Source organism: Candidatus Symbiopectobacterium sp. 'North America' (assembly GCF_015762685.1).
Lineage (GTDB): Bacteria > Pseudomonadota > Gammaproteobacteria > Enterobacterales > Enterobacteriaceae > Symbiopectobacterium.
On the sequence record NZ_PEHF01000053.1, the window covers coordinates 67,274 to 87,784 of the forward strand.

15 protein-coding genes and 3 pseudogenes are annotated in these 20,511 nt (G+C 50.5%); 9 read left to right on the top strand and 9 right to left on the bottom strand.

The genetic code is table 11. From position 1 onward, the window contains the following. The first annotated feature begins 1,149 nt into the window (after positions 1-1,149). Positions 1,150-1,764, top strand: a complete 615-nt coding sequence (locus tag CS369_RS12065) for a hypothetical protein (protein ID WP_196907277.1) — start codon at positions 1,150-1,152, stop codon at positions 1,762-1,764. A gap of 840 nt (positions 1,765-2,604) precedes the next feature. Continuing rightward, a pseudogene (gene ttcA, locus CS369_RS12070) lies at positions 2,605-3,572 on the top strand (tRNA 2-thiocytidine(32) synthetase TtcA). Between the two features lie 218 nt (positions 3,573-3,790). On the opposite strand, the gene zntB reads toward ttcA, so the two are convergent. After that, positions 3,791-4,741: a zinc transporter ZntB gene (gene zntB, locus CS369_RS12075; protein WP_196907278.1), complete on the bottom strand. Its 951-nt coding sequence runs from the start codon at positions 4,739-4,741 to the stop codon at positions 3,791-3,793. A 253-nt stretch (positions 4,742-4,994) separates the two neighbouring features. Here zntB and uspF point away from each other — a divergent pair, with 253 nt between their 5' ends. After that, positions 4,995-5,435 carry a universal stress protein UspF gene (gene uspF, locus CS369_RS12080; RefSeq protein WP_196907279.1) on the top strand — a complete coding sequence of 147 codons (441 nt, stop codon included), beginning with the start codon at positions 4,995-4,997 and terminating at the stop codon, positions 5,433-5,435. Between the two features lie 43 nt (positions 5,436-5,478). Here the strand turns inward: uspF and CS369_RS12085 are convergent, their stop codons facing one another. Further along, positions 5,479-7,059 carry an ABC transporter substrate-binding protein gene (locus tag CS369_RS12085; protein WP_280514780.1) on the bottom strand — a complete coding sequence of 527 codons (1,581 nt, stop codon included), beginning with the start codon at positions 7,057-7,059 and terminating at the stop codon, positions 5,479-5,481. A gap of 168 nt (positions 7,060-7,227) precedes the next feature. Between CS369_RS12085 and mpaA the strand changes: the two are divergent. Then, a pseudogene (mpaA, locus tag CS369_RS12090) lies at positions 7,228-7,959 on the top strand (murein tripeptide amidase MpaA). A gap of 53 nt (positions 7,960-8,012) precedes the next feature. Beyond that, the gene (tpx, locus tag CS369_RS12095; RefSeq protein ID WP_196907280.1) at positions 8,013-8,516 is read left to right on the top strand and encodes a thiol peroxidase; all 504 of its coding nucleotides are present in this window, start codon (positions 8,013-8,015) and stop codon (positions 8,514-8,516) included. 48 nt (positions 8,517-8,564) lie between these two features. On the opposite strand, the gene tyrR is transcribed toward tpx, so the two are convergent. The 6 genes and pseudogenes from tyrR to pspA all read right to left on the bottom strand — a co-directional run bounded on the left by tyrR (position 8,565) and on the right by pspA (position 14,048). Further along, positions 8,565-10,136, bottom strand: coding sequence for a transcriptional regulator TyrR (gene tyrR, locus CS369_RS12100; protein ID WP_196907281.1), 1,572 nt, complete (start codon positions 10,134-10,136; stop codon positions 8,565-8,567). Positions 10,137-10,278: 142 nt separating this feature from the next. Continuing rightward, entirely contained in the window at positions 10,279-11,337 is a 1,059-nt protein-coding gene (locus CS369_RS12105) for a TIGR01620 family protein (protein WP_196907282.1), read from the bottom strand. Further along, a complete protein-coding gene (locus CS369_RS12110) occupies positions 11,334-12,731 on the bottom strand; it encodes a YcjX family protein (protein ID WP_196907294.1) in 1,398 nt (465 codons plus the stop codon). The genes CS369_RS12105 and CS369_RS12110 overlap by 4 nt, the downstream gene beginning before the upstream one ends. Before the next feature lie 68 nt (positions 12,732-12,799). Next, positions 12,800-13,061, bottom strand: a pseudogene (locus CS369_RS12115) (PspC domain-containing protein). A gap of 80 nt (positions 13,062-13,141) precedes the next feature. Beyond that, positions 13,142-13,324 carry an envelope stress response membrane protein PspB gene (pspB, locus tag CS369_RS12120; protein ID WP_196907283.1) on the bottom strand — a complete coding sequence of 61 codons (183 nt, stop codon included), beginning with the start codon at positions 13,322-13,324 and terminating at the stop codon, positions 13,142-13,144. A 58-nt stretch (positions 13,325-13,382) separates the two neighbouring features. Further along, a complete protein-coding gene (gene pspA / locus CS369_RS12125; RefSeq protein ID WP_196907284.1) occupies positions 13,383-14,048 on the bottom strand; it encodes a phage shock protein PspA in 666 nt (221 codons plus the stop codon). A gap of 241 nt (positions 14,049-14,289) precedes the next feature. On the opposite strand from pspA, the gene pspF reads away from it, so the two are divergent. Then, positions 14,290-15,282 (top strand): phage shock protein operon transcriptional activator, encoded by a 993-nt coding sequence (pspF, locus tag CS369_RS12130; protein ID WP_196907285.1) that lies wholly within the window; start codon positions 14,290-14,292, stop codon positions 15,280-15,282. Between the two features lie 241 nt (positions 15,283-15,523). Here the strand turns inward: pspF and CS369_RS12135 are convergent, their stop codons facing one another. Further along, positions 15,524-16,339: a hypothetical protein gene (locus tag CS369_RS12135; RefSeq protein ID WP_196907286.1), complete on the bottom strand. Its 816-nt coding sequence runs from the start codon at positions 16,337-16,339 to the stop codon at positions 15,524-15,526. Between the two features lie 288 nt (positions 16,340-16,627). On the opposite strand from CS369_RS12135, the gene sapA reads away from it, so the two are divergent. From sapA to CS369_RS12150, 3 genes are all read left to right on the top strand, one after another. Further along, positions 16,628-18,322, top strand: a complete 1,695-nt coding sequence (sapA, locus tag CS369_RS12140) for an ABC transporter substrate-binding protein SapA (protein WP_196907287.1) — start codon at positions 16,628-16,630, stop codon at positions 18,320-18,322. Further along, positions 18,319-19,284, top strand: a complete 966-nt coding sequence (sapB, locus tag CS369_RS12145; RefSeq protein ID WP_196907288.1) for a putrescine export ABC transporter permease SapB — start codon at positions 18,319-18,321, stop codon at positions 19,282-19,284. The genes sapA and sapB overlap by 4 nt, the downstream gene beginning before the upstream one ends. Positions 19,285-19,507: 223 nt before the next feature. Beyond that, the gene (locus CS369_RS12150; RefSeq protein WP_196907289.1) at positions 19,508-20,176 is read left to right on the top strand and encodes an NleF caspase inhibitor; all 669 of its coding nucleotides are present in this window, start codon (positions 19,508-19,510) and stop codon (positions 20,174-20,176) included. Positions 20,177-20,511 lie beyond the last annotated feature (335 nt).

Consider the following 20,511-nt stretch of genomic DNA (forward strand, 5'->3'; position numbering starts at 1 on the left):
TATCATCACGTTATGGTTTTCACGCTGATACCGTCTGTATTCCACGGTACGTCACGCCATCCGCACTATCATTTTTCAGCCCCACAGGCGGAATGGTGACGTGATAAATTTGCGAAATACATCACAAAAAACTTGCATTGTGTGACGAAAGTCATATTATAGAGAGCAACAAGGCAACAACAGATATCGCCAACTTATTAACGTTATACGGAGTCAAAAATGAAAATTCGCGCTTTCTTTAAAGACATCCTCGATTTCTATATCAAATTATTCGAAAATGCCCCGAAAGGTGGCTTTTTCTAAGCACATGCTTATACGAAAAAAAGCTGCCGTAGCAGCTTTTTTTGTGCCTTAGCGCCACCTTCCGATCAACAGAGTCTTCGCATTGAAGTTACACGTTGCCCCCCACGGCATTCCCCCATCAGCGAACCGCACTTTCCCGCACCCTTGCTAATTGCCATAACGCTCTGAATCACGACAATAGCCAATTTTCTGTTTATTTTTACGAGGGACAGGAAGAACAATTATATTTCTTTCTCTCACTGACAAAAGGCCGGAGTGTTGGACGCTGAATTAATTTATTTTGATTACTGATTTGATACATTACTCAACGCATCATACCCCTTAGCCATTAATAACGACCAAGTGAAAAAGCCGCCAGAATGATTGAAACACATTGCTAAATGAATGAATGTTTACATGAAAATGATTGAGGTGAAACATTTCAAAATAAAATATCAGATAAATTACAATCCCTCACTTTAATCATTTAAACTCACATGATTGACGATGGAAACCTTTGGTTGCTTGCTTTAAAAATTTTTTACCACATACTCAATAGCAATAGCAATAGCAATAGCAATAGCAATAGCAATAGCAATAGCAATAGCAATAAAATTCATTATATCAAATAATTACCTAAAACTCTGCTAACAAATAATAATCCATAAAGAATATCATAAATCCTTTAAATTAAATACAGTATCGTTATTTGTAACAAATTTAGAATCATTTAAACTAAGTTAACAATTGTACATATTCGGTTTAATTCATAATTGTAGTCCTATCACGTTAAAACCATAAATTTTATCATGACGATATAACCCTTAGTATTAAAACTTAAAAATCGATATTTAAAATGGAGTTTCAATGCAGACTAGTGCTATCATATGCCCCCTTCACGGAAATGCAGAAATACAAAATTACAATCCAAAAACAAAATCAAATGAGACGCTCAATCAAATATCCAACGTCTCTAACACCCAAGAAGAACATAGTATAAACACACCTTGTTCAAGTTCATTCGATACGCAACGCTCATTGCTTCGTTCTATAAGTGAATTTTTTTCTCCGTCATCATCAGCATCAAAAGACAAAGCAACACCCGAGGAGTTGACGTTCATAGAGGAAGGGAAATCATTGGTACTAAAAAGAGATAGGTTAATGCAACAAAATCAGCAATCCAGTAATTTTTCGTTTTCCAGTACACCCTCATGTGGATGGAAAACGATATTTGGATTAGGGTTACTAACAGGTGCCAGTGTAAGTTGCGGCGCTTTTTTGTGGGCACGACAACAAAACGGCCTGATACCTGGTAATAGTTGTCCCCCCAGTAACAATTCACCGTTAAGCCTATTTTCAATGCCACTACCACCTGTACCACAGTCAACAACCGAAAGTTTGCCATTTACTCCCGACACGGCTCAATCTTCGAAAAAAGCAGAACCGTTAACATCAACCATGAGCACAATAAAACCTATATAATCAATGAGAAAGAACCCAAGAGGCGATTTCTTTAAACAAACAAAAGTGTGTGATAATTCAACAACACATTATAAAGATTGTCATGTCAGACATATTAATGCTGATAATTATCAGAGGTACTGCTTCCTTTACTCAAAAGAAAATCCCTGTGAAAGACCAGAAGACGTTAATAAGCCGGTTGTGCGCGTCGTTGAACACCAAAGAAACATAGACACAGGGAAGCTTAACATTAAGCAAAAGGTGAAAAGTACACAATTTGATAGCTGCACACAAAAGAATAGTTTATGTATACCCTATCCCCTGAAGGAGAATCCTGACACTTACATTCAGAAATGTTATAACTATGAAATCAAGTCCAGTTGTTTGATAAAATTGAAAGACTACGAGACAGAGTAATATTTTAGCAAATGCCCTTATATCCCCGCCCAATGCGAGTTGGGATATAAGGTGAGCTGATCGGGTGTTTTCTGCGATTCGACCTTCGCTTTCGGGAAGCAATTGAAGCACAGCAAACAGAAACCCAGTGACGCCCTCACATCGATTGCACGATTATGGAACTTATCAATAAAACGATCTGGCATTCGTCGCTGTAATCCGTACCATACGCGCCATACTGATCTATGCAGGTTACTTTCTGCAAGAGCCAAACCCCCCGTTTATCACTACTCAGATGAGGCATGAAAATGCACAATAGGTGTATGAACTCTACGGCAAATGGATAGAAGGCCTCAATGCAGATCGGGTTAGACTGCCGAGTAAACGGCCTTCCCCGTGAATCAATTTGCCCTGTGGTGCCCATCAAGGGTATGGAAATGAAATTAAATGGAATAAAATCAATAAATTAACCAAAAACAGCAATACAATATCAACAAATTGCAAAAGCGTTTACGCCGCAACGTGGGTGAAGCGATCGCTGACTTCAATATGATTGAAGAGGGTGACCGCATTATGGTGTGTCTCTCCGGCGGTAAAGACAGTTACACGCTGCTGGAAATACTGCGTAATCTGCAACATAGCGCCCCCGTGAATTTTTCACTGGTGGCCGTCAATCTCGACCAAAAACAGCCGGGTTTTCCTGAGCATGTTTTGCCACAGTATCTGGACAGCCTGGGCATTGAATACAAGATTGTCGAAGAGAACACCTACGGCATTGTGAAGGAAAAAATCCCTGAGGGGAAAACCACCTGCTCACTCTGTTCGCGACTGCGTCGCGGTATTCTCTACCGCACGGCTACCGAGCTGGGAGCCACCAAAATTGCGCTCGGTCACCACCGTGACGATATGCTGCAAACGCTGTTTCTCAAAATGTTTTACGGTGGCAAGCTAAAAGGCTTGCCGCCGAAGCTGATGAGTGACGACGGTAAACACGTAGTGATCCGCCCGCTGGCCTACTGTCGTGAAAAAGATATCGAACGTTTTGCCGACGCGCGCGCTCCCAATTATCCCCTGCAACCTGTGCGGATCGCAGCCTAATCTGCAACGTCAGGTAATCAAAGACATGCTTCGCGATTGGGATAAACGCCATCCCGGCCGTATTGAAACCATGTTTACGGCCATGCAAAACTTCGTGCCCTCTCATTTGGCCTATCATCACCTCTTCGATTTCTAAGGGAATCCAGCACGGCAGTGAAGTGATTGACGGTGGCGATTTAGCGTTCGATCGTGAAACACTTCCGCTCCAGCCAGTCGGTTGGCACCCCGAGGACGACGCCGTTGCCAAACCTGAGCGCCTTAACGTTATCGAAATCAATAATGCCAGGGCACTACGGTGCCCACCTGATATTCAGGCAAAAAAAATGCCGACATAAAGGTTGGCATGGTGTGAATCAATTGTGCTATGCAGTAATTCAAAAAAGGAAGTAAGACAATATGGAGCGCAACGCCCATAGCTTGACGTTGCATTCACCTGCGAGAGTGATAGTGCCGTACCTGAGTGCATGAAATGTTGATATTTCTCAATATATTCAATTTTTTTGAAGACACTCAACATATTGTGATAGCAAGCGCAGTAACCCGTAGGAAAATTTCATAGCCATTTACTGCGCTTTAACCACAGGTCAACGCCCCCCACCAAGACGAGCAACATAACGCAGAAGTTGATAAATCCCATAGATGAACCACCGCCCGGGATCCCGCCCAGATTGACGCCAAACAGCCCGGTCAAGAAAGCGGTAGATAAAAATATCATGGCCAACACAGACATGCTGTAGGTGCGTCGATTCAGCGCTTCTGTCATCTGCGAGGTAATTTCATCAGCCAGAACGGTGGTGCGGGCTACGCTGGCATCCAGATCGTCCAATCCGCGCCCAAGGCGTTCGGCAATCTCCTGCATCCTGCGGCGATCGTCATCGCCCATCCAGGCCAGACGTTCACCCGAAAGGCGGGAAAAAACATCGCGCTGAGGTGTCATGTAACGCCGTAGCACAATCAGCTGCTTGCGAATCAATGCCAGCGTACCGCGCGCCGGAATCTTCTGTTCCAGCAGATCGTCGATAAATTCACTGGTTTGGTACGTCAGTGCTTCCGCCACGAAAACCAGCCAGCTACCGCTGTCAGTTGGGCCGTTGCCCTCTTGCAAATCAGTCAGCACATCATTGATGGCGGCAATTTTACGACGGCGCGTTGAGATAATCAGCGTATCCGTAATAAAGACCCGCACGGCCACCAACTGATCAGGGCGTGAATCAGCATTGAGATTGATGCTGCGCAGGTTGATGAGCGTCCCTTCCCCCAGGCGCGTAACCCGTGGACGCGCACTTTCTCCCGCCAACAAGTTACGAATACCGTCAGGCAGCAGCAGCGTTTCATTCAACCAGCGCGCACTGCCAGGTAGGCTGTAATCCAAATGCAGCCAGCAAGGATTGGCGCTATCGACCATGCCCTCGGCCGAAATCGGTTTGATTCCCCCCTTCCCATCCAACTGGCAGGCATGAACCGCCTCTGAATCCTGCAATACTTTTCCTTCAAACGGTTTCATGTTTTCTCTCCCACGGCTATTACGCTACCCCATCACAATGACGGTCATACCGTAACGGTTTTACAACAGCTAAAGCCTAGCGATAATTAGATTTTTCGCAAATTCAATCAGTAACAAAATCGCTTCCGATCGTTGCGCGTCTGCGTCATCGTTGAATAGCACATTTTTGACACATATCACTGCCGATTTGCCAAAACCCGCTACAGTGTAAATGAGCTCTTGTTTCCACATCAGATGATGAACAGGAGGTGATATGTATAAGACCGTGCTCGTTCCCATCGACATATCTGAAAATGAATTAACGCAACGCGTTGTTGCGCACGTAGAAGCGTTGGCGAAACTACATGACACCTACGTGCACTTTCTTACCGTGATCCCTTCATACCCCTATTACACCACCCTTGGTGTTACCTATCCTCCCGGGCTGCCCGATATCGAGGAGATGAAACGCAACACCAGCGCGGCATTTATCGAGGTCATCAAGCGTTTTAACCTGCCGGAAGACAGGATTATGCCTCACATCATGACCGGCACGCCCAAAGAGCAAATCCTGAAGCTTGCTGACTCACTTGATGCTGACCTCATCATCATAGGCTCCCACCGCCCCAGCGCCACCACCTTTTTACTGGGCTCAAACGCGGCCGCCGTGGTGCGACACACCACCTGTTCGGTGCTTGTCGTTCGCTATCCGTAGGCAGCCCGCGCAAAACGGGCTGCCTAATCGCTGACAGTAACAATCAATGTTTCAAGATATAGAGGGTATGGCTGTAAGCCACATCTTCGGGATTGGTGATCGGGTAACCTTTTACCCATGGTTTGATCAAGCGTCCATTGGTGTATTGATAGATAGGGGCGATAGGCGCGGCATCCAGCAGCAGATTTTCGGCCTGGTTATACAGCGCGTTGCGCGCCGCCGCATCGGTTTTCATGCTGGCATCATTGACCACGCGATCGTAATCCGCACTGTGAAAACGCGCAATATTTCCACTGTGCGTTGAGGTCAGCAATGACAGAAACGTAGAGGCTTCATTGTAATCGCCAACCCAGGACGCGCGGATTACATCAAAATCACCGCTGTTACGGCTATTGATATAGGTTTGCCACTCCTGATTAGTCAACTTCACGTTGACGCCCAGTTTTTGCTTCCACATTGAGGCGATGGCGATAGCAATTTTCTGATGGTTTTCCGCCGTGTTATACAACAGCGAGAGCGTCAGCGGACGATCGGGCCCATACCCCGCCGCTGCCATCAGCGCTTTGGCCTGCATATCCAACTCTTCCTGCGAGTAGTGCTGTAGCTGGTTAGGCTCCGGCGTAAACCCGGCGGTCACATCAGGCGTGAAGCGGTAGGCCAGTTTTTCTCCGGTGCCCAGCACCTTTTTGGCAATGATTTTGCGGTCTATCGCATAGGAGAGCGCCCGGCGTACGCGTGCATCATTGGTCGGGGCACGCTGGGTGTTGAACGCGTAGTAGTAGGTTCCCAACTGCTCCGGCGTGTACACCTGTCCCGGCACATCCTTGAGCAGCTTCTGGTACATCTGCTTGGGGAAAGATTCGGTGATATCGATATCCCCCTCCAGATAGCGCTTGGTGGCGTTGGATTCCTGATTGATTGGCACAAAGGTCACTTTGGTCAAACGGGTGTTGGCACGATCCCAGTAGTAAGGGTTAGGTGTCAGCACCAGCTTTTCATTGACCACGCGCTCTCTTAACGCGAAAGCGCCGTTACCCACCAGATTCCCCGGTTTAGTCCAGTCGTTGCCAAATTGCTCAACGGTTTTCTGGTGCACCGGAAACAGGCTGAAATGGCCGACAAGATTGATAAAATAAGGCACCGGCTTATTAAACTGCACGCGTAGCGTATGCGCATCCACCGCCGTCACGCCCAGTTGGTCTGGCGTCTGAGTCCCGGCAATGATCTGCTCAGCATTCACGATCCCCGCCAGACGAGCAAACCAGGCGAACGGCGAGGAGTTGGCGGGATCAACCAGACGCCGCCAACTGTAGACAAAATCCTGTGCGGTCACCTGATCGCCATTCGACCAGCGCGCATCATCGCGCAGCGTAAACAGAAAGGTTCGTTTGTCATTGGTATGCCAGCGCAATGCAACGCCAGGTATCGCCCGTCCTTGTGCGTCCTGATTCAGCAGACCTTCGAACAGATCGCGCGACACCTGCGCCTCGGGCAAACCAACTGCTTTAATCGGGTCCAGAGATGCGGGTTCATCCTTGATATGGCGGACGATTTCCTGTTTATCCGCCAATACCGCATCGGCAGGCACGTTGGCCGCCACGGCACTACCCGTTATCGTGCCCAAAATAACCGCCAGCAGGCTCCATGATAGCGGGAAATGGGCTATGTCGCCTTATTGCATTGGCGCTCTGTGTGTATCAATGCGAAACGGGGCACGAATAAGGCTTTTTTCATCGCACTTTTTATGATGAAGTACCTGGATGAATGACCACAATGAGGCTTTGGCACCATCATGACGAGCACGTGTTTGCTGACACCACGCCACCAGCGTGGACCTCTTAAGGTATCCGGTGAACGCTATGGTTCATCCTCGTTGGGCGCCCCGTTACTCTACTTTCCTGCCAAGAACACCAGTAGCAACACCGGTCTGATTCTCGCAGGCACGCACGGTGATGAAGCCGCGTCAATCGCCGTTCTCTCCTGCGCCCTACGAACGTTACTCCCGGAACAACGCCATCAGCATCTGGTGCTATGCGTCAATCCGGATGGCTGCCAGCTTGGTATGCGAGCCAACGCCAATGGAGTTGATCTGAAACGTAATTTTCCCACCGCCAACTGGCAGGAAGCCAATACGGTCTACTGCTGGAACAGCGCCACGCCTGAACGCGACGTGCAGCTTTCCACCGGTGAATATCCCGGCTCAGAGCCTGAAACCCAGGCATTGTGCACGCTGATTGAACGTCTCGAACCAGCCTGGGTTGTCACCTTCCTCGAGCCGCTTGCCTGCGTCGACGATCCGGACCGTTTTTCGCTGGCAGGATGGCTTTCATAGGCTTTCTCATTGCCGCAGGTCGAACATATTGGTTACCCCACGCCGGGCTCTTTTGGCAGTTGGTGCGCGGAACGTCAGTTGCCCTGCATCACGTTGGAGCTGCCTGCGGTTTCCGCCGATGATGCTAGCGAACGCTATCTGTCCCCGTGTGTCACCTTGTTGCAACAAAAGTTTTTATATCAATTTTGCTAATGTTGCCCTACACTAATGTCCGTGTTAACCACCTGTAATTGAAGGACAAAGAAATGTCAAAAAATGTGCATTTTCAAGGCAATCCTGTCGCTGTAGCCGGAAACTTTCCTGAGAAAGGCGCTAAGGCTCCCGCCTTCACACTGGTTGCCAAGGACCTTTCCGATGTCGCGCTGACCCAGTTCGCCGGTAAGCGTAAGATCCTGAATATCTTCCCAAGTATTGATACGGGTGTCTGCGCCGCTTCCGTGCGCAAATTTAACCAATTGGCTTCTGAGCTGGATAACACCGTGGTGCTCTGTATCTCCGCCGATCTGCCGTTTGCACAATCGCGTTTCTGTGGTGCAGAAGGTCTGAACAACGTGGTAGTGCTCTCTCTGCTGCGCGGTGCGGAATTCAAGAATAACTACGGTGTTGCTATCGCCGCTGGCCCGCTGCACGGGCTGACCGCGCGCGCTGTGGTGGTGTTGGATGAGCAAGACAACGTGCTGCACAGCGAGTTGGTGGACGAAATCACCACCGAACCCGATTATGATGCCGCGCTGGCTGCACTGAAATAAGTTTCAGCGGATAAAAAAACGGCTGCCTCGGCAGCCGTTTTTGTTGGATTATTCCTCCGCCTCATCGGCGGCTTTACGCTGGCTCAATCCGTATTCACGCAATTTGTTGGCGATGGCAGTATGGGAAACGCCCAGACGTTTTGCCAGTTTACGAGTGCTGGGATAAGCCAGATAAAGGCGGGTCAGCACCGAACGTTCAAAGCGCTTGCTGATATCGTCCAGTGACCCCTCAAGCAAGTCATCGTTCTGTACAGTATCAAGGGTGAACGAAGGCAGATCGATATCCTGCACGCGCAGTTCGCGCCCTTCCAACTGGGTCAACGCACGATAAACGGTGTTTTTCAACTGGCGTACATTACCCGGCCATCCGTACTGCGGTAGCAGATGATACAGCTCCGGCGCAATGCGGGGTCTGGCAATGCCTTGCTCATCGGCAAAACGCGCCACGAACTGTTCGGTGAGCGCCATGATATCCGCCGGACGTTCGCGCAACGGCGGCAAGGCAAGTATCAACACGTTAAGCCGGTAATAGAGATCTTCACGAAACTCACCGCGCTGCACCAGTTCCAGCAGATTTTTTTGCGTGGCGCAAATCACCCGGACATCAACGTGCACCTCGTTCTCTTCCCCTACCCGACGGAAGGTACCATCATTAAGAAAACGCAGCAGCTTGGTCTGCATCTGCGGCGACATTTCGCCCACCTGATCCAGCAGTACAGAACCGCCATTGGCCTGCTCAAAGAAGCCTTTTTTGCCTTCCAGCGCATTGGGATAAGCTCCCGGAGCATGACCGTACAGTTCACTTTCCATCACATCGTCAGGCAGTGAAGCGCAATTGAGCGCCAGGAAAGGCTTTTTGCCGCGAGAACTGCGCAGATGACACGCACGGGCCAGCATATCTTTACCGGTTCCGGTATCGCCCACGATCAGCAGCGGTACATCGAGCATGGCCAGCTTTTTACCTTGCTCAACCACCTGACGCATTTTGGGGCTGACGGCGACGATATGATTAAATTCATTCTCATCGTTAACCGCCAGATCTTGTAACTGGCGGCCCATACGCACCGCCGATTTCAGCATGACCAGCGCGCCAGCAATCACGCTTTCGCCCGCGTCATTATCCAAATACACAGGGGTGATTTCCAACAGGAAATCTTGCCCGCGAATCACCACACGCTCCGCCTCCAGCCGGCGATCGTCGCGCTCCAGCCAGCGTGTGAAGTTGTAATTGGGGATCAAATGGTTAATGGTGACAGCGCCGATGCTGTCAGCCGATTGTTCGAACAGCGCCAACATCGCCGGATTGAACAATTCAATATTGCCTTTCAGATCGAGGGAGAAAACCGGCTCGGGCATCGATTCCAAAACGGCATTCATCGCGCGCTGCTCTCGCTCGGAAGGCATGAACGCCACGGTGCGCACATCGCGCACGCTTTCGATACGTCGGATCTCCGCCATCAGTACGCGAAAATCATCAAATCCGAGCGTGGCAAAATTCAGGTAAATCCGTCCGGCGGGGTCAATTTTAATGCCCCGCAAATCAATAGCGCGCGAGGCCAGCAAATCTAACAACTCGCGCGTCAGGCCAATTCGATCTTCACAAAAGACTTCCAAACGCATTAACAGCTACCTTCTTCCAGGGGAATGGATATCACCGGCATCATAACGCGTCCCATCCCACGGATGAAGCCACCTGTCAGCAAAAGTTGACAGGTGGCAACATCTTTTTTCCCGTTGGCGCTATTTCGAGCGTTCGTGGGCGTTACGGCGGCGTTGGTGTGGTTTTTTTCTGTACCACAGCCTTGATCTGCCCGACCAATTCACGCCGGAAATCCCCAAGCTGCGGCTTGTCGTCGAGCCAGGGCAATGGACGACAGAGTTCCATCGCTTTGATGCCGAGTCGCGCGGTCAGCAAACCAGCACCAATTCCCTGTGCAGCGCGGGCCGAGAGGCGCGCTGCGAGATCCTGCGAGATCCAGTCCATACCGATTTCACGGATCATCTCTGAGGCACCGGCGAAAGCGATATTCAGCAACACCAATTTAAACAGGCGAATGCGACTAAAATAGCCCAGTTTAATACCGTAAAGCGCGGCGATACGATTGATCAGGCGCAAATTGCGCCAGGCAATGAAAGCCATGTCCACCAGTGCCAGTGGGCTGACCGCAATCATCAGCGTCGATTCGGCCGCAGAACAGCTGATCTCACGGCGGGCGCGGTTATCCAGCACCGGTTGCACAAGATTGGCGTAAAGCACCAGCACTTCTTTATCGTTGTGTGTTTCATGCAGCGAGGCACGCCAACGCTGGAGTGCGGGATGCCCATCATCCAATCCGGCCTGCTGCGCCAGCTTTTCACAGAAATCGCGCCCCAGCCCAACACCGTGACTGCCGAGCAACTCTCGGGCTTTATCGCGCGCTTCGGCACGGGCCCGCAAACGGTACAAACGCCGCCACTCGGCAATCAGGGAGCCTGCCCCGGCGGCCACTATCATACCGCCCGCCGCCAACCCACCCAGAGCGATCCACTGCTGTTCCAGCCAGGCGGTATGTACCGATTGGATGCCCTGCGCAACCGCGCTGGCACCGAATAAGGTGATACCTGCTATCACCAGTTTGCGCCACAGGCTGCGGCGTGGTCGCAACACCGCTTCAACGGCGGCCTCCGCCTCACCCTCGCTGCTCAATTCTGCTTCGGGCACCGTCGGGGAGAAGTGACGCGACGCATCATCATCAAAGGCGACGGTACTGCGTAACGTGGGTGCGGTTGCCGAGAAAGTCTCATCATCAAAGGTGATGCGCGGCTTTAGCGGTTCACTCATCGCAATTTATCCCCCAATAAAAATTCCATGACGCTGTCCAGCCGAATGTGCGGTAGCGGCGTATCAAAGTTCATCGCTTGAGGTCGAAAATCTTCAAAATGGAAGCCCTGTTGCTGCCAAAAGGCGGCACCGGGCAAACGCGCGGGCACTTCACCGGGATAGAGCGTCAGCGGTTCACCGTCGCTAAGACGATGTCCGCGCAACGCGGGCAGGTTCTGCCCGTGATATTCCACGATACCACTTTGGGTTGACTGCACGGACGCAATGCCCGCGCAATCCATGGTGATACCCTCAAACGCCGCATTCTGCCAGGCTTCCTGCACCAGTTGCTGCAATAGCGACACCAGATTCGCATGCTGATCCGCCGTGATATGGTCCGCTTTACTGGCTGCAAACATCAGTTTATCGATGCACGGCGAAAATAAACGGCGCAATAAGGTGCGTTTGCCATAATGGAAACTTTGCATCAGTTGCGTCAGCGCCAGACGCATATCAGTAAAAGCGTGTAGCCCGCGATTGAGCGGTTGCAGGCAATCCACCAGCACAATCTGGCGGTCGAAACGTGAAAAGTAGTGCTTGTAAAAACCTTTGACTACGGTTTGACAGTAATAGTCATAGCGACGGCGCAGCATGCCGAGCGTGCTTTTTTCATCCGCCTGCGCCAGCGCGACGTCTTCCAGTTGTTGCGCCTGCGGCCACGGGAAAAATTGCAGAACCGGCGCACCGGCCAATTCACCCGGCAGCACAAAGCGCCCCGGTTGAATAAAATGCAGCCCCTCCTGCTTGCAGCGCAGCAGGTAATCAGTGTAGCGCTGCGCAATTTCGGCCAGAAGATTTTCATCAGCGGGGACCAGCGGGTCGAGCTTGTCGCACAAATCTAACCACGGCTTGGCACACAAGGCGCGCTCACCTTGCAACAACCCGAGCATTTGCCGCGACCAGGCGAGGTAATTTTGCTCCAGCAACGGCAGATCCAGCAGCCATTCACCGGGATAATCGACTATCTCCAGATAAAGAGTGGAGGTATCCTTAAAGTGGCGCAGCAGCGAATCGTTGGAGCGGTAACGCAGCGCCAGACAGATTTCACTGACGCCGCGTGTCGGCGTCGGCCACTGAGGCGGATCGCCAAACAGCGACATCATGCCTTCGTCATAAGCGAAGCGCGGCACTGCCAGATTTCGCTGAGGAACCCGTTTTGCGCCGAGCAATCTCCCTTCCCGCACCGCGGAAAAAAGCGGCAACTGCGCACCGTTATGCACGTTGAGCACTTGATTGACAAACCCGGTGATAAATGCGGTCTTACCGCTGCGGCTCAGCCCGGTAACGGCCAATCGCAGTTGGCGATCGGCACTGCGATTAACCAGGGCTTCAAATTCATGCTGTAAATGATGCAAAGGTTGCTTTAGGGGCAATCCGTCACTCCTTGTTCTATACCTCATGATTCATACGCCAGTAGATGACATCACAGTTGACGAAAACGGCTTTGTACCGCAAAGGTCTCCGAGGTGACATAGCGCTCCATGTCACGCAAACGCGCTTCACTGTCACGCAATACCGCATCGGCCTCGCTCAGTGTTTGACTTGGGCGCACGGCATCATCATCGTGCTCATAAGCGCCCGCCGGCGCCGGATCGAGGACGATAGCGCGCCAGCCCGGCGCACACGCCTTTGATCATACCCTCTTGCGGTAAACGGTACAGCTTGCGACCGTGCGAATTCATCATCGCGTTCAATTTTCCTTTTATCATGATTGCTTCCAGTGGGGATGTTCTGCATCCAGAATCTCTTCCAATGCCTGGATCCGCTAGCGCATCTGTTTCGCTTCTTGAGACAGCGTGGTCAAACGCTGGAGATCGCTTTGCCCCCAAGATGCCTCCCCTTGCGCCGCATCACGTTGCTTGCGCTGACTGTAGTGCAGCCAAAGCCATACCGGGGCCACGAACAACATGAAAATGGTCAATGGGATGGCAAGAAACAAAGCGCTCATTATATCTCCTTGATAGGCGTGTTAATGTGGTGCGAGCGGCCCAACAGACAAGTCGCCATCAGGCTTCCGGTTTGATTTTTGCTTTTAACGCGGCCAACTGGGCGCTGATTTCATCATCAGCCTGCAACTCGGTAAATTGCTGATCCAGCGATTTCTGCTTACCGAAACCGACGCTCTCTGCTTCCGCCTCCATCGAATCGATGCGGCGTTCGAACTGTTCGATGCGGGCAATCGCTTCATCCAGTTTACCGCTATCGAGTTGACGGCGCACATCGCGAGAAGAAGAAGCTGCCTGATGACGCAGGGACAGCGCCTGCTGGCGGGCACGGGTTTCTGTGAGTTTGTTTTCCAACTCACCAATTTCACGTTTCATGCGCGTCAGCGTTTCGTCCACATTTTCCGCTTCACGGGTCAGCACCGCAATCGCGTCGGCCAGTTTCTGTTTTTCAAGCAGTGCCGCACTCGCCAGATCGTCTTTGTCTTTACGCAACGCCAGTTCAGCTTTCTCCTGCCATTGTCTCTGTTGGGATTCAGCCTGCTCGACACGACGCGCAATCTGTTTTTTCTCCGCCAGCGCCCGCGCAGAGGTGGAGCGTACTTCTACCAGTGTGTCTTCCATTTCCTGGATCATCAAGCGCACCAGCTTTTGCGGATCTTCCGCTTTGTCCAGTAACGAATTGATGTTCGCGTTCACGATATCGGCAAAACGAGAAAAAATACCCATTACAGTGTCCTCTTGGTCATATCACAGTGCGCATGCACTGGGCGGTGATGTTGATTCGTCATGCTTGATGTCGACCAACCTTAGCGTTCACCCTTGCTATTACAAGATGCATGCCAACATGGCGATAAATTTATCCAACTGAAATTATTGATTATTATTTTTGACAAATGGCCACCATCGGATAGATTAGTTAAATACACCAATAGTTAGCAAAATTAACCGCAACAAAAGGTGATATCTGATGGAAAAAGGTCAGGAGAATCTCCTGGGTGAAGCCAACAGCTTTGTTGAAATGCTGGAGCAGGTTTCACAATTGGCACATCTTACCAAGCCCGTGCTGGTGTTAGGCGAACGCGGCACCGGCAAGGAGTTGATTGCCAGCCGCTTGCACTACCTGTCGCCACGTTGGCAAGGCCCGTTTATTTCCCTGAACTGTGCGGCGCTTAATGAGAATCTGCTGGATTCAGAACTGTTCGGCCATGAAGCCGGGGCGTTCACCGGCGCGCAACGCCGTCATCTGGGGCGTTTTGAACGTGCCGACGGCGGCACGCTGTTCCTCGATGAGTTAGCAACAGCGCCAATGCTGGTACAGGAGAAATTGCTGCGCGTCATCGAATACGGCGTTTTGGAGCGCGTGGGAGGCAGCCAGCCGATTCAGGTTGATGTACGTCTGGTGTGTGCCACCAATGAAGATCTGCCCGCACTCGCTATGGCTGGTAAGTTTCGCGCCGATCTGCTCGACAGACTTGCTTTCGATGTGGTGCAACTGCCCCCGTTACGCGAACGCCAGCAGGACATCATGTTATTGGCGGAGCACCTCGCCATTCAGATGTGCCGGGAATTGCAACTCCCCCTGTTTACCGGATTTTCTGCGCGCGCCCGTGATACCTTGTTAAATTATGCCTGGCCTGGCAATGTGCGGGAACTTAAAAACGTGGTTGAACGCTCGGTTTATCGCCATGGCGCGACGGGAGAACCCTTGGATGCTATTATTATTAACCCATTTCAACGCACCGCTGAAACACCGGTTACTCCAGTTTGCGTTGTTTCTACCCTACTGCGTTTACCACTGGCGCTGCGTGAATGGCAGCAGACACAAGAAAAAGCCCTCATTGAGAAAGCATTGTCTCAAGCGCGTTTTAACCAATGTAAGGCAGCAACGCTGTTGGGATTGACCTACCACCAGTTGCGTGGGCTGTTAAAAAAATACGATATCACCAGCAATGAGGCATAAATTGCAGATAAAAAAGCCAGCAAACGCTGGCTAAAATAATACTGGAAGCAATGTGAGCAATGTCGTGCTCCCCTTCCGCGCTTACGAGAAGCCTTCTGGAGTGCGTGATGAGTGATAATAGTTATCATTATCATTTGAAAAGCACTTTGTTAAGAATTTTTCTCATTTCCGTAGTAACGGTAGGGTTCTTCTCTATTTTTGATACTTTTCGATGAATTGCTGCCAACTGGAAATCAGCGTATCAAACTGTTCGTCTTGCTCTGTATATCTGCGAATACCACTGTGTCAGCTTATCCGCCATGACCTGCGTATCCTCTGTGCTTTCACTTATTGCCATCATTTGCCCGAGCTCTCTCTGAGCACAGTAATTACCCTGAGCATAGGCGCTGACGTTCTCCTGCGCTTCTTCTATACGAGGCTCATCTTTCAAGAAGTTGGCATAATCTAATTCATTATCCAGCATTCGCTTCATGCTTTTATCACGCGCTGTCAGTTGCCGTTCCATATAGTTATCAATATCGGCACGGACCTGCGCCTGATACTCTTCGGGTATGTAGTTGCTGTTGATGAAATCCAACGTCTCCCGCATCAATGCAATACCTGCGGCCTGAGTGCTGTCTGTCGAACTCTCGAGTGGAGTGGTCACGGCATCATAAAGGGCATCCGCTAATACTCGAGTCGATTCACGCGTAGCATTGGGTGCCAGAGCAAAAAAAGCGCGAAAATCCGTCAATGACACGTCAGAGCCCACAGTACTGTATAGCGGATGCGTCACCCCGGGTGCTGTGCGCTCCAATTCATCAAGATAAGTATTCCTCATCTCCAACATCTGTTTCTTTGCCGCTTCCTGCTCTTCTTGGCTCGGAGGCGTCGCATTTGCAAAATCCTCCTTAAGACGCGCTAATGCTTCAGGCGATAGGGTCAAGTCTACCGAGGCTAACGCTTCGATCGACTTTTGTCGTCCGACTAAGACGGCATCAGATTCAGACACCTTATTCGTAGCATTGTAGGTTGCCGTTAATGGTAAGGCTGACGGATAGGCTGAAATTACACTCACACGCATTTCTCCCTGTTATCTTGCATTCTCGTGGCCCATTCAGAGTTATCTTTTGTATAACGGCAATTGGCGTTCATTCCTTAGTGAAAAAATAACAAAAGTTATCATTTCGTGAGGTAGCACTCTATCCTCAGCGATGTAGACGTCTGATACCCCGTTCAGCGCTGCATTTTTCCAAATTTTACGGAAAATACAGCAGGTGAGCATCTACGGAGTGGGGAGCTTTAGCAGAGTGCGGTACACTCTTATAATGACAACTCTGATTTTCAGCCAACTAAAGCGCATCGTATGTCTGGATACACCTCCTGCCTGATAAAAATAGGCGCGCTGTTCTCCGCCTGCCTGATAGGGTCTGCGTTCGCCGCAGACCCCGCACAGGTGCAGCGGGAAGATATCCGCCACAGCGGTTTCGTGTACTGCGTTAACGACGTGGTCAATACCTTCAACCCGCAAATGGCGCGCAGCGGCGTGATCATCGATACGCTGGCAGCACAGCTTTACGACCGACTGCTGGATGTGGACCCTTACACCTACCGTTTGATGCCGGAACTGGCGCAACGTTGGGAAGTTCTGGATAACGGTGCTACCTACCGTTTATACCTGCGCCACGATGTGCCGTTTCAAACTACCGATTGGTTTACGCCTACGCGCCCGTTAAACGCCGATGACGTGATTTTCAGCCTGCAACGGATGCTGGATAAAACCCACCCGTATCATGACGTGAACGGCGGTGAATACCGCTATTTCACCAGTTTGCAGTTTGCCGATGTGGTGCAAAGCATCCACAAGCTGGGCGACTATGTGCTGGAAATCCGCCTTAAAAGTCCGGATGCCTCTTTTTTGTGGCATCTGGCGACCCACTATGCACCGGTACTTTCTGCCGAGTATGGTAAGCAGTTGATCAAACAGGACAGAAAGGAACTGTTAGATCGTGAGCCGGTCGGTACCGGTCCTTATCGCCTGGAAGCGTATCGCAGCGGTCAGTATCTGCGCTTGATGCGCAACGACCGCTACTGGCGTGGAAAACCGAGAATGCAGCAGGTGGTCGTCGATTTGGGCGTCGGAGGCACCGGTCGCCTCTCTAAATTGCTTAACGGCGAGTGTGACGTGTTGGCTTATCCTGCCGCCAACCAGTTGCCTATTTTGCGCAACGATCCGCGGTTACGACTCTCGCTGCGTCCGGGGATGAACATCGCGTATCTAGCCTTCAATGTGCGTAAACCGCCGTTGGACGACATGCGCATTCGCCGAGCCATTGCGCTGGCAATCAACAATGACCGTTTGATGCAGTCCATCTATTACGGCACGGCAGAAACGGCGGCGTCTCTGCTGCCACGCGCGTCCTGGGCTTATGACAGCGAATCGCGCATTACCGAATACAATCCGGAAGAAGCCCGCCACTTGCTGACAACCCTGGGTGCAACTGACCTTAACCTCAAGCTGTGGGTGCCGGTTGCGTCGCAATCCTATAATCCCAGCCCGCTAAAGACCGCGGAGTTGATTCAGGCGGATTTGGCACAGGTAGGCGTGAAAGTGACCATTGTCCCCGTCGAAGGCCGTTTTCAGGAGGCGCGCCTGATGGAGATGAGCCATGACCTGACGCTCTCCGGCTGGACCACCGACAGTAACGATCCTGATAGTTTTTTCCACCCGCTGCTCAGTTGCGCCGCGATTCACTCGCAAACCAATTATACGCATTGGTGCGATCCTACGTTCGACAGCGTGCTGCAAAGCGCCCTCACCTCACAGCAGTTGGCCAAACGCATTGAGTACTACCAGCAAGCCCAGCAGATACTGGCACAGCAGTTACCGGTGCTACCGTTGGCCTCTTCGCTGCGTATGCTGGCTTATCGCTATGACATGAAAGGGCTGATATTAAGTCCGTTTGGCAATGCCTCTTTCGCCGGGGTATATCGCGAGTTTGGTGACACCCCGACGCCAGAAGCGCCACCACAGGTGGGTAAAGAGGGAGAACAGCCATGATCATTTTTACGCTGCGTCGCCTGTTGTTGTTGCTGATAACCCTGCTGCTGCTGACGCTGGTCGGCTTCAGCCTCTGCTATTACACCCCCAACGCTCCGCTGGGCGGCGCGACGTTGTTTGACGCCTACGGTTTCTTTATGCGCAGCCTGATGCGCGGCGATCTGGGCATTTCGTCGATTAACTGCGAATCGATCAGTGTGCAATTGAAGGAGGTGCTTCCCGCCACCATTGAACTGTGCGTATTGGCATTCTCACTCTCTTTGTTGGTGGGTATCCCGCTCGGCGTAACCGCGGGCGTGATGCGCAATAAAACGCCTGACATCATCATCAGCGCCATCGCGTTGGTGGGCTTTTCTATTCCGGTATTTTGGCTGGCTCTATTGCTCACGCTGCTGTTTTCGCTGCAACTCGGCTGGTTGCCAGTTTCAGGCCGTTTCGATCTGCTCTATCAGGTTGAATCTGTGACCGGATTTGCACTCATTGACGCCTGGTTATCCGACACCCCTTATCGCGATGAAATGCTGATCAGCGCCGTGCGCCATCTGATTTTGCCCATCATTGTGCTAGCCGTCGGCCCCACGATGGAAGTTATCCGACTGATGCGCATCAGCACGACGGACGTGTTCAGTAAAAATTATGTCAAAGCTGCCGCCACCCTAGGCCTGTCGCGCCTGGCCATCATTCGCCGCCATGTGCTGCGTAATGCACTGCCACCGATCGCACCGCAATTGGGGCTTCAGTTTTCCACCATGTTGGCGCTGGCGATCATTACTGAAGTGGTGTTCAGTTGGCCCGGTTTAGGACGCTGGCTGGTGGATGCGATTCGCCAGCAGGATTACTCCGCGATATCCGCCGGGGTCATGGTCGTCGGAGCGATGGTAATTACGGTCAATGTGCTGTCCGATATTTGGGGCGCAATGGCAAACTCACTTAAACATAAGGAATGGTATGCCCTTCGATAGAGCAACCGAAAAGAATAAATACACATCAATCGATTAGTCAATGACGCATGCGATAAATGCTCCATCTCCGCTTTTCGTTCTTCACACGCAGGCACCTGCTTGCGTGTCTCGATAATGTTTTTTTATATTACTTATTCCCTTTTTCATGATTATATTCGAGGCGGACTTCTGTTATTAGAGGGACAATAAGCGATGATACTCATCAATAGTTAAGGAGATATCGATGAGCAGAATCGGTTCCGAACCTTATGAACACTCAATGAGGCGTGCATTACGTGACGACGTAGCAACCAACCCAGGAGCAGCAACATACAACAAAGGAATCATTAATTCTTACGTAACTGAATTAAACGCCTACCATAAGCCAGATCCGGGTGATAGCCAACGAAAATACATTTCTGAAATAGTCTCTAAAATGAAGCTTGCGAAAAACGATGAAGAGTGGTGTTCGTTAAAAGGAAATGCTAAAGTAGTTGTGGAAGGAATGATTGAGAATATAAATCACGAAAGAAATAATACCTTCGTCATACATAATGAATATACCAAGGATGTTTATGGTACTTTGGCGGAACATTGCACAATCCATGATCGCGACCACTACATTAAAAGTCTAGTCAACCTCTATGAAATCATTTGCGAAGTGAACCAACTGGCAGACAAACCGTCATTCTATCAATCTAAGCATCCAAGCGTTGAAAGTCCCTACATGACTTTCATTCAGACTATAGATCAGTTTAAGAAAATTCTGAGCACCCACTTACTTCATCACAGCACAGCGATATATGGTGATTTGAATGCACTTTTTATGATTATGTCTGAAAGCGTCTTAAACCCTAAGATACCACGACTGGTTCCTTTTTTTTCCTTTAATAAGAGCTTATTGATTGTTTAAATGCATTACCAATGAGCCCATGCTTTAGATAGGCATGGAAAGTAATACTTGCACACTCAGACAGTGCCGATGCACATGTCAGATTCTGTCCGTAGTGTGATGTAATTGCCATGCCTCCATAATTCAATTTCCGCAGCGAATGATCATCTCCCTTTGTCACTATTGATTACAGATCGTCCTTGGTTTTTACAATGTTAATCATCGTATCCCTGTTAGCTCTGCCCTGTTCCGCAGAGTCAGTGCCCGTGCGTGGTAACTCACTGTGCTAAATATAACTTTGCGTAATAGTAGATCACTTGAAGGGAACTCAGTCCGACTTGCGCGATCTGATCAAT

Excerpts from the sequence above, each read along its gene's own strand:
- CS369_RS12065 (WP_196907277.1), top strand. The coding sequence starts at position 1,150 with ATGCAGACTAGTGCTATCATATGCCCCCTTCACGGAAATGCAGAAATA.
- zntB (WP_196907278.1), bottom strand. The coding sequence starts at position 4,741 with ATGAAACCGTTTGAAGGAAAAGTATTGCAGGATTCAGAGGCGGTTCAT.
- uspF (WP_196907279.1), top strand. The coding sequence starts at position 4,995 with ATGTATAAGACCGTGCTCGTTCCCATCGACATATCTGAAAATGAATTA.
- tpx (WP_196907280.1), top strand. The coding sequence starts at position 8,013 with ATGTCAAAAAATGTGCATTTTCAAGGCAATCCTGTCGCTGTAGCCGGA.
- tyrR (WP_196907281.1), bottom strand. The coding sequence starts at position 10,136 with ATGCGTTTGGAAGTCTTTTGTGAAGATCGAATTGGCCTGACGCGCGAG.
- CS369_RS12105 (WP_196907282.1), bottom strand. The coding sequence starts at position 11,337 with ATGAGTGAACCGCTAAAGCCGCGCATCACCTTTGATGATGAGACTTTC.
- pspB (WP_196907283.1), bottom strand. The coding sequence starts at position 13,324 with ATGAGCGCTTTGTTTCTTGCCATCCCATTGACCATTTTCATGTTGTTC.
- pspA (WP_196907284.1), bottom strand. The coding sequence starts at position 14,048 with ATGGGTATTTTTTCTCGTTTTGCCGATATCGTGAACGCGAACATCAAT.
- pspF (WP_196907285.1), top strand. The coding sequence starts at position 14,290 with ATGGAAAAAGGTCAGGAGAATCTCCTGGGTGAAGCCAACAGCTTTGTT.
- sapA (WP_196907287.1), top strand. The coding sequence starts at position 16,628 with ATGTCTGGATACACCTCCTGCCTGATAAAAATAGGCGCGCTGTTCTCC.
- sapB (WP_196907288.1), top strand. The coding sequence starts at position 18,319 with ATGATCATTTTTACGCTGCGTCGCCTGTTGTTGTTGCTGATAACCCTG.
- CS369_RS12150 (WP_196907289.1), top strand. The coding sequence starts at position 19,508 with ATGAGCAGAATCGGTTCCGAACCTTATGAACACTCAATGAGGCGTGCA.